The organism is Eximiradius sp. (assembly GCA_937127445.1).
GTDB lineage: Bacteria > Bacteroidota > Ignavibacteria > Kapaibacteriales > UBA2268 > JAKIZO01.
On the sequence record CAKZLY010000018.1, the window covers coordinates 36,845 to 51,149 of the forward strand.

Genomic DNA, 14,305 nt, shown 5'->3' on the forward strand with positions numbered 1-14,305 from the left:
TTCCTGATTTGGGAAAAATCAGGAATTTTCACGAAATAATAATTAGAATGTTTATCATCTTCCGCCAGCAATAGAGATGCGAATATCCAATCCAACCTGTGTCGTATGGAAGCCGGGTTGAGCAGCACCTTCGTTGAAAGTACCTTCGTATCGGAAGAACAAAGAGGCAGTAACACGATTACTCATCGAATAACGAGCTCGTGGCTCAACAATAATCTGCTTGTTACCTGTGAGAGTTCTACCATTTTTATTTTTGCCTGTAAAGCTGGAACGATCCAAAACATCGAAAGTAGTATTTGAATTATCTTTAAAGGTAAAGAGAAAACTATATTCCAAATCATTTTGCAAACGAATACCAAAGAGAGGGAATTCAAAGCCACGCTTCATATAGCTTGCTTGGGCAGTAATTTCGTTAGTTGTCTGCTTGGAAATAGTGGAGCGACCAGCCGCATTTAGTTGATAAGATGTTTGTGAAATCCATTTTATATTTGCTGTAAACTGGCCATCGAATTTATCTTCGTCGAAATTCGCTGTAACACCAATAACTGGATTAAAGCCGTACTGGACAATTTGATTTTGCACAGATCGACCATTATCAGTTATAGAAGCACTTTCTTGATAAGTTGAAGTGTAGACGTGGTCGACAGTTACTTTTTTTACATACTCTTTCCAAAAATCATATTTTTCGAGTCCTTCCCAACGAATTCCATAGTTTAAACTTGGTAAGAATTTTCCAACTTTTCCACCTGTAAATGAGAACATTTCAAGTCCTTCATAGAACGACCTGTTCAAAGCTTCGAGAAGTTTCTGATTTTTGCTAACCGTATCAAGATTTGAATTAATTATTCCGGTTTTTCTCTGATTATAAAGTTCAACAACGTGTTCGATTGTATTATTGAAAGGATTGAAACCGAAAATAGTCGGGAAAGTAACAAAAGTGCGATTAAATGTTTCAGTTACGATAACATTACGAGGATTCGGATGACCGAACTCATCAGTTTCAATAGTTTGATTTCTATTAAAACCTTTAGAGGTTTTCCAATTAATATCAAGGGTAGCGCCTTCCCACAATGGACGAGAAGTTCTTATTTCCAATGTTGAATTTTGAGCAAAATTTTCTTGAAGAACAGCATTTGGCGGACGGCGTCCTTTGCTTGTTTTAAAGCCAAAATAAGGGAATTTGTCGCTGCTGGTCATTTGGAAATTGCCATGTGGAGAGCTGACCAATCCTAATTGATAAGGAGTAGATGGACCAAACATTTCAATACTTTGTCGCCCTAAAAAGCTTCTTGTCCAAACATTTGAGAGTCCTGTGCCACCGAATACGCCAGGATTCTGTGCAGAATTTGTCTGATTGAAAGTGAAATCTAATTTCTCCCAATCTAAAAAGATTGTTTTAAAGAACTTAGCAATTCCCCCAAGATTATTAGAACTACTTGTATCTGTTTGCCCGAAGCGACGGCCGATAGGTTGAGATTTAATTCCGAACCATTCATCGGACATAGCTTTGAGCCTAATTGATTGATTAACACGAATATTATTAGAAAAGCCAGCAGATTTTGCAATATCGTGTATGGCTGGGTCCTGTTGAAGAGGATTATTCCAATTATAAGTTGTATTAAAAGTACCAGAAATATCAAAATAGGCTGAGATATTAGCGATTTTAGGTAAAATTGGTTTAAAATTGACAGAAAAATTTTGAGAATGCAAATTATTTCTTCCTAAATTGATAACTTTTTCTTTCGAGAAAATTTGCCTTGCAATTTCGCTACCAGTTCTTTGACGCCCGAATTCATCTAATTCAAATGGAACAAGTGTAGAATTTGTAGAAAAATTATAATCAATGATTGGATTGATAAAGCCACCTTCAATTAATTTCCAATTAAAACCAGCAGAACGATTTGCAGAAAAATCACGTACGACAGGGCTTGGGAAATCTAAAAATCTGGATTGTTCAGTGGCACGACGACGAGACATATCAAGACCAGCAGTAAAATTAGAAGGTAAAAAGCTAATTTTCCAGTTTTTATAAGCACCGAAAAACGGAGCATCGCCTATCCAAGTGAATGGAGTAAAAGTAAGCAATGCGGGTATAGGCAAAGCATATTGCAAATTCAGCCGCCAAATCCAGTTGAAACGCTGCCTGTAAAGCGAGGAACGCTCGAATTCCTGAGCGTAGGAGTAGCCGATAGTAACACGGTTGAATGTTTCGCTAATTAACCAGTGTTGAATTGGGATGCCCAGCCGAACTCCTGTGAGAGCCCAGCTATCCTGAACTTTGAGTGATTGAGAAGTAGTTTTAACTTCTTGTGCTGCACGATTGGCTTCTTCTTCGGATAATCCGGCGGCACGAGCTCGTTCATAAGCAGCGCGAGCAGCTTCATTTAAGTTCACATCTGAATTTGCTTGATATACAGGCTTATCATTAAATTCTGCGTGCGTATAAGTTATAGGAAGTTTCATTTGGGAAAAACTTTTTGGAGCAAATTTTTCAAGATTGCCATTCATAGAGATGTTCCAATTAGTAGAATTCAATCTATTCCCGAAACGCTCCTCTATTCGATGGAAATTTGGTTGATAGGTATTGAAAGTAGCATCTATTGTTCCTAAGTCTGCAAGCTGCATATTAAAACCAGCAACACCTGCCCAATCATTCGAAGACTCGGGATCTAACAAGCGAAGTTCATTAACCCACATAGTGGTGGAGAGCTCCTGAAAAGCATCTGATGGATTAGCTATTCCAATACCGAAAAACTGCACGCGGGTAAGAATTGGATTGCCTTTAATGGCAAAAGTTGCAAGTGGATCGTTTGGCACTGGAAAGACTTGCCGATTCCACTGCAAGGAAGTATCACGAATTTGCTTTATTGCAGTAAGTTCTGATAGTTTTATCTCTATGTCTTGCCATCCCCGAAGCAAAGGTCGCCTGTATTCATAATAATTTGCGGAATCTATACCAAATCGAACAAACGCATAAGCCTTTGCTTTTGCACCAGCAACCATATTTGAAGGCATAGAACCATCGCCATGAATGAAAAACTTAAGTTTTTTATAATAAAAAACATCCATTGGACGGAAAAACCTTACAGCCATACGTTCTTCACCCCAGCGTAAATTGCGAACAGACAAGGATAGAGATTGTTCATTTAATCGAATATCTTGTGTTGGGTCAGGATTATTAAGTAGTCGTGGTGCTTTAACTCCGGGTGGCATCGTATAGAAATCTGGCTCGCCAGAATTTTCCCATAAGTTTACAAAAGAAACAGAGAGAGCGCTATCGTTTGGTGGGACATCAGATAAATTGTGTGAACGAAGCCACTGAGAACCAACCAAACGCCAATCAGCGATTTCACCACGAAATACTCCACCTTGGAAACGCAATCTCACATATTGGATATTGGAAAATTGAGGATTTCCTACAAATGATTTAGGTTTTCTGATAGGAATTCTATATAAATACCAGCCTTTTTCTGGATTTCCACCAACGATTTGAGGATTATTATTAGGGTCAGGCAAAATATCAACTTCATAGGTAAAATATGAATTATCCAGATTAATCTGCAATCCGTTGTTGGGGTTCATCGCTTCTTTATCGGGGAATTGTCCTAATTCTGAAATACTGGCATTGCCTTCGAAATTATTATAAAATTCGAAATCAGTTTCTCCCCTATCCTGATCGTTTTTATTAAAATTGAAACGATAATTATCTCTTGCAGGATCATTTTCCATATTTAATGGATAGGGATAATCGTCTTTTTCCTTTTTGTCGTCAATTGCGTCAATACCCACATCTTCGCCTGGATCGATGATATTATTCGGGAAAGGATTTGCTTGAGTAATGCCATCTTCACTATCGGGTGTACCATTTGGAATAATATCTTCACTAATTTGCCCTAAGTCGATATACATTTTTGTATTTCCAGGATCCCACTGTCCAACTCTCATCATAATTTCGATGTATTCGATATTTTCATTATCGAAATTTGTGTTAAATGATGAAAGCAGGCGTGTCATTCCAGCCCATATTTTTGGTTTGTTTTGAAGATTAGAAGCAAAATCATTATTTGGATCGTAAAGAGGATTGATTGCGTCCAAAAACTCAGGATTTTTATTATAGATACCGCGTTTATCGTGTTCGAAAACGATGTATAAAGGATTAATATTCATCTTACCTTGTTGATAAGATTTATTTTTCGGATAAACTTCACGAATTGGAACGCGCGGTATAAAATATTGGTACCAAAACATTTTACCACGATAGTTGGTTCTTCTTTCGGCAGTTGAGTCGATTGTAAAATCCTCTGGTGGGGCAGAATGTTGCCATTGAGAAGGGATAAGTCCTAGTGGAATATAGCGTTGCGCTCCTTCAAAATCATCAATATAAACTACTGGTAAATTATTGTCTGATGAGATTTCTGAACGCCGCTTGTTTGGTTCGGGCATAATCATAGCCCATTCACCTTTCAGCGACATAGAAGAAGGAGCTTTTGTGTCGTAGAAAGGAAGTAAATCCAATGCTTTTGTAAGCCATGGTGCATTCCAGTTTGCACGACCATCGAAACCGAACATAAAGTTTGAAACAGGTTCGTCGCCCAATCGAACTCTATCGATAACGGCAGATTGGTCGTAATACATCATGGTCATACCCAGACCAGCATTAGCGTTTCTTGATTTCCATAGACTTAGGTCTGCTCTAAGTCCGGCAAGTGTTTTTGTTGCAACGTTAAAAATATCGTGTTGCTCATATTCGACGCGTAAATTTGCATTAGGAAGAGAAGCACGAGGATTCCGAATAGTAACAACGCCAGAATAATAGTCAACCACATAATCTTCATATTCGCGTAGAGGAACGCCATCGAGAGTAACTCTAACGCTATTTGGAGGAAGCGAAAAAGCATTTAAAGCTATTCTATTTGTTTGCCTGCCGGACACTTCACCGCTAATGACAAATCTATCTCTTGCAGTATTTCTTCTGGCAGCGTCATATGTAGTATCGTAAACCTGATCGAAAGTATATATTTCAGATATTTCTGGTGTCCCAAGCTTTTCAAAATATCGCCTCAATCCATCGGAGAATGGCTTGACGTGTGGCAGAGTGATTTCACCGCGAATTGGGTCGAAAAATGGCGGTCTCAAATCAAATTGCCCATCTGGCGGGGCTGCACCAGTGGAATTATTGACTTGGTCGACACCAAAAATTGTAACTAATTTATCAGTTGCACCTTCAATTAAGTCAGTAGAATCGTTTGTTTGTCTGAAATACCATATCCCAATTTTAGTTTCTGCAATATTAACATTCGAGGCATTGATAGAATATTTGTTTTTCATCTGCCTATCCCAAAGGATTTTGTATCCAGGGACAAGATTAGGACGATAAATGAGTTTGAGGATCAAAGTATCACGTTCGCCAACCATATCGGAAAATTTACCAAAATAGATGTCGTCGTTAGGGTCAGAAGTTTCTCCTTCTATACGGTAGACAACACCATAAGTACGGTCTTGCCGTAAGTTATAAATCGTCAAAGTACCAAGGTTGTAATCGATATGATATTTTGTAGAATCAAGTAAAATAAATCTACCACGTTCGACTAAACCAGCCTGAATGGGTCTATTTTTGTCGGCAGAAGTCCAGTCTTCGCCTTGTCTAAGTTTTTTTCCGGGTAAATCTGCAATCGCGACAGCGTTAGCAACAAGCGGATTTGATATTTCAGTTATTGCTTCCCAAACTTCAATTTGCTTTATACGAAGATTAGCAGCGCTTTTAGGAATAATAGGTGTAGAATTTTTGAAATATTCATTATATACGGACCAATAAGCAGTATCGAGAAAGAAGTGATTTTTAGCATAATCATAAGGACGAATTGAAAAATACTGTTTGCTTGCTCCGCCACGAACATCAACATACTTTCTTTGCCCACGCCTTTGAGAGAACACTGATTTCAAGAATAATGGTCCGAATTGAAAATCGGCTCTAACTCCAAACAAAGCGCTACCTCCACCAATTAAAGTTGAAGGGATTTGAAAATCAATATTTCCAAACTCTAACTTTTTAATTATGTCGTCGTCCTCGCCCTCGTATGCAACTTTAAATTCATTTTCGTATTCGAACTGTCGGCGGGTGTTCCAGTTTGTTCCTAAGCGTAATTTATCACCAATTTGACCGGAAACGTTAACCCGAATATCCTGTTGAAAAATCGGAGATGACTGTGATTGCCCAAAAGATGAAACAGTCCCCAAATTTTGAGAATCCCAACGCCAACCGATTCGCAAATTCACTTCTCCATTAACGTTTATGCTTACCGTAGGTTTTCCAAAAATACTTGAAATCGGGCTTGGTGGAATAGGTATTGTAAGCCCCGTAGATTGTCCAATCATAGCGGCGAGGTCGCCACCTGACAAAGCTCTTTTTAAATCGTAACTTGTAGTAAGGGAATCCCAGATTTGATGTTGGAGATAGTTTTTTCTCTGCAAAAGGAATTGATCAAACCCAACAGGATAAGTATTATTAATTATAGTGGAATCAAAAAGTTCTGTATATCTGAATTCATTTAGAGAACTGTCTAAAAAAGCAGTTGATGTTATATAATTTGGTAATTTTTGACGATAATAAATATTTCTGTCAATTTCCGGAGCTTTTAGAATTCGTAATTTATCTTGTTGGAGAGTATCTCTACCAAAAATCATTGCGTCATAAATTTCAATGTCGTCAAAGTTATAGCCAAGCGCATAAAATAAATTAGGCGAAAGCAAATACAATACAGGAAGAAAAGAGTTGTTTATATGTGTTGATTTGTTGGAATTCTGTGCGAAAGATTGCACAAATGCAAGCAGACACACGCCAAAGATTATGTTTGCAACAGTTTTTCGCTTAAAATTGCCCAACTTACTTTTCAAAATTGTTCGTAATAATTATTAATAAACAAGAAGTAAAAAATAATATTACACTTTACATAAATAAAACTACAAGTTACAAAAAAGTATAAACTTAATAAAAGCAAATTAAGTAGTTTGGGCAATATTCAATAACAATTCTTGCATCTGTCTGACATAACAAAGAACAGTAAGAGCAATTCTACAAACGAGTAGAAACGCTTAATCTATGCAAATTAGCATCATTTCCATATTGAGAAAAGCCATAATCAAAACTGAAGTCTTCAAGAACTATGCCTAATCCCCCACTAAAACCTGTCATACCTTTATCAAATGTACTGGCAATTTTCGAACGAATATGATTATTGTAACCAACTCTTAATTGTATATATCTACCTAAATATATTTCCCCACCAAGAGAAAAGTTTTTGAATTTACTGATAAAGTTTTTAGATTTATCAGCAAGGTGGTGAAAATTAATATTTGCAAGCAATGGTAAACCACGCAATCTATGATTTGCACCAATACGAACGTCCAATGGCATTTTTTCTTTACGTCCTTCCAATGTGGAGATCTGACTTCCTGCATGTAATATACTAAAAGCCAAATTTGAACGCCCATCGGGGAGTAAATACATTAATCCCGCATCAACGGCCATTGCCGAAGTCGAAGCTTTTTCCAAGGAAAGGTAAGCAAATTTTAATGTAACGCCATAGTATAGATTGGTATCAAGAGTGTTAGTATAAGAGACACCAAACATTAAATCATTTGCTGAAAATGAACCTGGAAGTTTATTACCATCACCGTCATAATAATCAAACGAACCATAAGAAGTAAAGGACACACTTCCTGCCAACCTGCCAATTTTATCAAAATCATGGATATAAACTAAATTACCACTATTTACATCAAGAATATGTTTTGTAAAACTAAAAGAAAAATTATTGCTTTCTATCGTCGAAAGTGTTGCAGGATTAAAAAAAACAGCACTTGGGTCGTCAGCAACTGATGCAAAACTACCACCCAGTCCAGCTGCTCGAGCACTTGCAATATTTCTCAGGAAATTAAAAGGCGTATTATCCGCATAAGCAGCAACATTTAACAATAGAAAAGCAAAAAAAACTACTTTTTTCATAAATTATCCAAATAACTTATGCAATTACGCAGAAAGCTTGATTTTATTGATTGCGTCAATAAATATTTTCGGCGGATGAACTGGCTTCATAGTCTCTTTGTTCATAAAACAATGGGCAGTAAATCCTTCGCAAATTAGCTCACCATTACGTGTAATTCTATACTGGAATTTAAGAATTGGTTCTAATTGCCATTCCAAAGATGCTTCGATATCAAGCAAATCATCGTAATATGCTGATTTAACATACTTCAAATGAGTTTCTACCAACGGCAGATAATAACCATATTTTTCTAATTCAGCATAACTCAAATTAAAATGCCTCATCAATTCAACACGTCCCACTTCAAAATAAGTAAGATAATTGCCGTTGTACACAAATCCCATTTTGTCTGTTTCTGCATAGCGAACTCTAATTTGAGTTGTATTTTTCAAATAAATTTTATTCATTTTCTTTCTTTGCAGTGTTTTCAAAAATTTCAATTAACCTTTCAAAATCATCAATGGAGTAAAATTCAAACTCAATAGTGCCACTTTCTTGTGATTTTGGAATAATTTTGACATTAGTAGCAAATAAATGCCGCAATCTATTTTCAATTTCTTCTAATTGCAAAGCGCTTTCTTTTGGAAGAATGTCCTTTTTATCCTTTTGCGGTGCAATACGTTTACCATCAATTGTAAATTTGACCTTACCTTTTTGAATATCCCGCACAAGCATTTCAGTTGCACGAACGGACAATTCCTTTTCAACGATTTCATTCGATGCAGCAATCATTTTGAGCTGATCATCGAGTGCAAGCAGTGTGCGAGCGTGTCCCATAGAAAGTTTTTTCTCACGAACCAATTCCTGTATGCTTTCGGGTAATTTTAACAACCGCAGGAAGTTAGTAACCGTTGAACGGTCTTTGCCAACACGTTCTGCAACTTGCTCTTGTGTGTAGTTGCATTCTTCAATAAGCCGATTGTAACCGTGAGCAATTTCAATTGGATTTAAATTTTCGCGTTGTACATTTTCGATGAGAGCGATTTCGAGCATTTGCTTATCGCTTACGTCATCGAGCACGTAGGCAGGAATTTGCTTAAGTCCAGCAGCTATTGAAGCACGAAGTCGGCGTTCACCAGAAATAAGTTCATATCCGTTGATTGAATGGCGAACAGAAATTGCCTGAATTACTCCGTGTTTTAAGATGGAGTTCTTTAATTCTTCCAATGCTTCAGGAGCAAAATCACGTCGCGGTTGATATGGATTACGTTTAATCTTGTCAATATCAATAAGCGATACGGTACCTTTAATTTCTTCTTTGCTCTCACTTTCAGATGTAATTTTGAAACCTTTATCCTTGTTGAATTCGACAGAAGGGATCAAAGCCCCCAAGCCTTTTCCTAATCCGTGCCTAACTTGAACTTTTTTAGTATTTTTATCTTGTTCTTGTAGCATTTTTCAAACTTTATTTATTAATTGAATTACGTTTTAGAATTTCGGAAGCAAGTTCGAGATAATTTGCCGCTCCTGAACAAGTTGCATCATAAAGCAACACAGGTTTACCGTGCGAAGGTGCTTCTGATAGTCTAACATTTCTTGAGATCAAAGTATCAAATACTTTGCCGTCAAAATGGCGGCGTACTTCTTCAACAACTTGGTTGGACAACCTCAAACGAGAATCATACATTGTAAGCAAAACACCTTCAATATCAAGTTCAGGATTAATATGTAACCTTACAATAGAAATAGTGTTAAGAAGTTGTCCCAAGCCTTCGAGCGCATAAAACTCACATTGAACAGGAATAAGCACAGAATCAGCTGCTGAAAGAGCGTTAAGAGTAAGCAAACCAAGCGAAGGGGGACAATCTATTATGATAAATGCATACCTATCGCGAACTTTATTCAAAACATTCCGAAGGACAAGCTCTCGGTGTTCAAGATTGACCATTTCGATTTCAGCACCGACCAAATTAATATGAGAAGGCAGAAGATCTAAATTTGGCATTTCTGTTTTTAAAATAGCTTCTTCTGGTGACAAATCATTTACAAGCACTTCGTAAATTGTATTTTCGAGCTGCTTGATGTCAAATCCAATCCCACCCGAAGCATTTGCCTGAGGATCAATATCAACAAGCAAAACGGGTATATCACTTGCGGCAAGAGAAGCAGCTAAATTAATAGAAGTGGTTGTTTTCCCAACACCACCTTTTTGATTTGCAATTGTTATTATTTTTCCCATTTTTAATAATTCCAGATTTCGCCAAATTTAATATTGAAGAAAATAATTGCCGAAAGCACAAGGCTGTGGCGAATTACTCCATTTTCTAACAATGTTCGAACTTTTTTCAAAGGAATCAATTTTACTGAAATAAGTTCATTTTCATCAAATTTTTGTTCAAATTTTTGTTCGCAGTCAAACCATACATAATGATAACATTTATTGCCAAGAAAAGCAGGATTAGGCTCTACATAGCCAAGCAATTCCGCTTGATGCAATCCGACAAAACCAGTTTCTTCTCGACATTCACGTTCAGCGGCCAATGCTGGTTCTTCGTTTATTTCGATTAGTCCGGCTGGGATTTCGAGCGAAACAGCATCAGTTCCGTGTCTATATTGTTCGACCAAAACAAGTTCTTTATTTGATGTAATAGGCAGTATATTAACCCAATTTGGTGATTTAAGAGCAACAAATTTCGACTTTGTTTTTTTTATTGGATGAATTCTTGTATAATAATATAAATCGAAAATTTTATAATTTCCTACGTATTCTTCTTCAAGAGTTTCCCAGCGACAAATATCCATATTTTTTGAATAATCAAGTAATAAATAGCAAAAATAAGTAAATTTTTTAAGCTAATCAAATTTACCCAAAAATGAGTTCTAATTAAGTATTATCAAAATAAATAACTCTAAAATTTATAATTCATCGATTTCTATGATTTGTTGAGAGCCATCACTCATATTTTTAAGAACAACTGAATTTTGTTTTAATTCTTCTTCTGCAATAATAATAACAAAAGGGATATTTAGTTTCCCTGCTTCTCTCATTTGTGCCTTCATTGAACGCCTTTGAACATCACATATAGTTTTTTTACCCCTCATACGTAATTTTTCAGCAATTTTGAAAGCAATGTTTGAATAATCCGAATTAGCAAAAACTATATAATAATCAGCCAAAATGCTTGGTACAGGTATTTTGTTAATACTTTCCAAAATCAAGAGAAGTCGCTCGACCCCCATAGCAAATCCCACTGCGGGAGTATCTTTCCCACCAAGTTGAGAGAAAAGGCTATTGTATCTACCACCACCGCCAAACGAATCCTGTGCCCCAAGGCTATTGTGTTGAAGTTCGAAGACTGTATGACTGTAATAATCAAGACCTCGAACAAGCCGTGAATTGATTTTGTATGGAATATTTAGGTAATCTAAAATACCGAGAACTTGCTGAAAATGTTGATGACTTTCTTCATCAAGGCAATCGAGTATATTAGGTGCATTCGAGATAATTTCTCTATCCTGTTCGTCTTTTGAATCAAGAACGCGAAGTGGATTAGCCTCTAATCTATTTTTGCTTTCAGCCGAGAGTTGACTTTTATTTGCAGAAAGGTAATCAACTAAAATTCTTCTATATTCGGAACGGGAATTTTCATTGCCTAAAGTGTTAATTATCAGCTGATAATCATCAATACCGAGTGATTTGCAAAAAGTCGCAGCGAGATGAATAATTTCAGCATCGCTTTCTGGATATGGCGACGAAATACATTCAGCACCGAATTGATGAAATTGGCGTAATCTTCCCTTTTGGGGACGCTCATAGCGGAAAAAAGGGCCGAAATACCATAGACGAGAAATTACCTGCTGCTGAACAACTGAGTTTTGTATAACAGCACGAACAAGTGCAGCAGTCATCTCAGGACGTAAAGTTATGGAATCGCCGCCGCGGTCGGTGAAAGTATACATTTCTTTATTGACAATGTCGGTTTGTTCGCCAACTCCACGAGAGAAAACCTCTGTTTTTTCAAAAATGGGGGTGCGAATTTCTTTGTAGCCGAACAGTTCGGATACCTTCCTTGCGGTTTCTTCAACATAATACCAATGGGAAATTGTATCGGGTAGGATGTCCTTTGTGCCTCGAATTGCTTGAATCATACATAACCCTTATTTTGTGAAATGATAGAGAGAAATACCAACCGAAACAGAAACATTAAGAGATTCTGCTTGCCCGTAACCCGGTATTTTAAAAGTAGAACATAAGATCTCTTTTACTTCTGACGAAATTCCTTGGGTTTCGTTTCCAAACACTAAACCAAATTGCTTTGGGTGTTTTATTGTGTCAATTAAGTTATTTGATGCAATATCAGCACCAAAAATTTTAACTTTTGGGAAATGCTTTTGCAAAAACTCGACTAAATTTTCAGTATAAATAACATTTATCCGAAAAATTGAACCCATTGTTGAGCGAACTGTTTTAGGGTTAAGTCCGTCAACGCCGGCGTTTCCGATAATCACTTGATTAATACCGAACCAATCTGCTGCACGAATAATTGTACCTAAATTACCAGGGTCGGAAACTCCATCGAGAGCAATAAATGATTCTTTGGGTAGAATTTTCTGTTCACGAGTATTTACAACTGCTAAAATTCCTTGTGGAGTTTTTGTATCGCAAAGTTGATCAAATTGATGCTTTGGAGCTGTATAAACAGCAACGCCTCTTTCATTGAATTTATTTGCTAGATTGATAATACTGCTTGAAGCCGATTCACGAACAACAATAAATTCGGCTTGAAATAAACTTTTAAGAAGTTCTTCGACGAGCTTTTCTCCTTCTGCAACAAACAATCCGCGTTCGTCGCGTGTTTGCTTATGATGCAGCGTTTTAATAAACTTCCTCAAACTTTGTCCGATTGGTATTGCGTAGTGCATTATAATTACGTAAATTGTAGTTTAACTAATTTTTTGCAATTTAATTTTTTTTGAACAATTATTCAAGTCATAATAGGTTATTTATGAACATTTATAAAATTTTACAAAAAAAAAGAGATAAATTTGAACTAACACAAGAAGAAATTTCATTTTTTGTTCAAGCAACTATCGAAGATAGCATTTCTCGGGAGCAGATTGCTGCACTTTTGATGGCAATTTGTATCAATGGGATGTCTGAAATCGAAACATTTGCACTTACGCAAGCAATGTTACATTCGGGTATCCAACTCGATTTCCATTATATTGGCAAACCTGTGGTAGACAAACATTCAACAGGTGGAGTAGGCGACAAAATTTCACTAATTTTACTTCCGATTTTACTTTCGTTTGATTTGGCAGTTCCAATGATTTCTGGACGAGGGCTTGGTCATACGGGTGGAACAATTGATAAGCTCGAATCCATAATCGGTTACAAGGTGAATTTATCGTACAGCGAAATGAAACAACAGATGGAAACAATTGGCGGTATGATTATTGCCCAGTCCGAAGAAATTGCCCCAGCAGACAGGATAATTTATTCCATTAGAGATATAACCGCAACTGTGGAATCAGATGCATTGATTACTGCTTCTATATTAAGCAAAAAATTAGCCGAAGGAATAGACGCATTAGTGCTTGATTTAAAAATCGGGAATGGAGCTTTTTATCAAACTTTTGACCAAGCAAAAAAATTAGTCAGATTAATGGATGAAGTATGTAAAAGTTTTGATGTCCGCTTTCAGGCAATTCCGACCAATATGAATAATCCGCTCGGAAATTATGTCGGGAACTGGTTGGAAGTTGTCGAAGTACAAAATTGTCTGCGAGGCGATTTCCCGGAAGACTTGAAAGTGATTACTTTTGAACTTGCAAGTGAGCTTTTAGTAATGTCTAACATATATGAAAATAAGAATCAATCTCTTAGTGGGATTGAAAATGTGCTGTCGTCTGGCAGAGCATACGATAATTTCCTTCGTTGGATTGCTTCACAAGGTGGGAATATTTCAATTTCTGAAAAAGAATATGCAAATACTCCGATTTATATCGTTAGCGCTGATAGATCTGGAAAAATTACAGGTTTTCATACAAAAGAAATTGGCTATGCTGCTATTGAACTCGGGGCTGGAAGAAAAGTAGCAAACGACCAGATTGATTTCGCAGCAGGAATAAAGTTTCTGAAAAAAAATGGTGATAGTTGCGAAAGAGAAGAACCGATTGCAGTACTTTTTGCTCGAGATAAATCAAAGTTTGAAAATGCTGAAAAAATATTCAAAAATGCTATTATTTGGGATAATCAATTATAGCACTTTGATAAAGTAAGAATTGTTGGTAATTTTGTCTTATTTTTTGGTGAAAAT

The 14,305-nt window shown here is 36.6% G+C and carries 9 protein-coding genes; 1 reads left to right on the forward strand and 8 read right to left on the reverse strand.

Translation table 11 applies throughout. The features are described from left to right. Nucleotides 1–54: 54 nt before the first annotated feature. The 8 genes from sov to AC6QZF_RS05655 form a co-directional block, all read right to left on the reverse strand. Nucleotides 55–6,894, reverse strand: coding sequence for a T9SS outer membrane translocon Sov/SprA (sov, locus tag AC6QZF_RS05620; RefSeq protein WP_499798898.1), 6,840 nt, complete (start codon nt 6,892–6,894; stop codon nt 55–57). Between the two features lie 178 nt (nt 6,895–7,072). Next, nucleotides 7,073–8,005, reverse strand: a complete 933-nt coding sequence (locus AC6QZF_RS05625) for a PorV/PorQ family protein (protein ID WP_499798899.1) — start codon at nt 8,003–8,005, stop codon at nt 7,073–7,075. Between the two features lie 24 nt (nt 8,006–8,029). Further along, the gene (locus AC6QZF_RS05630) at nt 8,030–8,452 is read right to left on the reverse strand and encodes an acyl-CoA thioesterase (protein WP_499798900.1); all 423 of its coding nucleotides are present in this window, start codon (nt 8,450–8,452) and stop codon (nt 8,030–8,032) included. After that, nucleotides 8,445–9,440, reverse strand: a complete 996-nt coding sequence (locus AC6QZF_RS05635; RefSeq protein ID WP_499798901.1) for a ParB/RepB/Spo0J family partition protein — start codon at nt 9,438–9,440, stop codon at nt 8,445–8,447. The genes AC6QZF_RS05630 and AC6QZF_RS05635 overlap by 8 nt, the downstream gene beginning before the upstream one ends. A 10-nt stretch (nt 9,441–9,450) precedes the next feature. Next, the gene (locus AC6QZF_RS05640) at nt 9,451–10,224 is read right to left on the reverse strand and encodes a ParA family protein (RefSeq protein WP_499798902.1); all 774 of its coding nucleotides are present in this window, start codon (nt 10,222–10,224) and stop codon (nt 9,451–9,453) included. A gap of 2 nt (nt 10,225–10,226) precedes the next feature. Then, on the reverse strand, nt 10,227–10,787 hold the full coding sequence (locus AC6QZF_RS05645) for an NUDIX hydrolase (protein WP_499798903.1): 561 nt from the start codon (nt 10,785–10,787) through the stop codon (nt 10,227–10,229). A gap of 114 nt (nt 10,788–10,901) precedes the next feature. After that, on the reverse strand, nt 10,902–12,134 hold the full coding sequence (gene hisS / locus AC6QZF_RS05650; RefSeq protein WP_499798904.1) for a histidine--tRNA ligase: 1,233 nt from the start codon (nt 12,132–12,134) through the stop codon (nt 10,902–10,904). A 9-nt stretch (nt 12,135–12,143) separates the two neighbouring features. Continuing rightward, the gene (locus AC6QZF_RS05655; RefSeq protein ID WP_499798905.1) at nt 12,144–12,908 is read right to left on the reverse strand and encodes a TrmH family RNA methyltransferase; all 765 of its coding nucleotides are present in this window, start codon (nt 12,906–12,908) and stop codon (nt 12,144–12,146) included. Between the two features lie 83 nt (nt 12,909–12,991). On the opposite strand from AC6QZF_RS05655, the gene AC6QZF_RS05660 reads away from it, so the two are divergent. Further along, entirely contained in the window at nt 12,992–14,251 is a 1,260-nt protein-coding gene (locus AC6QZF_RS05660; protein ID WP_499798906.1) for a thymidine phosphorylase, read from the forward strand. Nucleotides 14,252–14,305 lie beyond the last annotated feature (54 nt).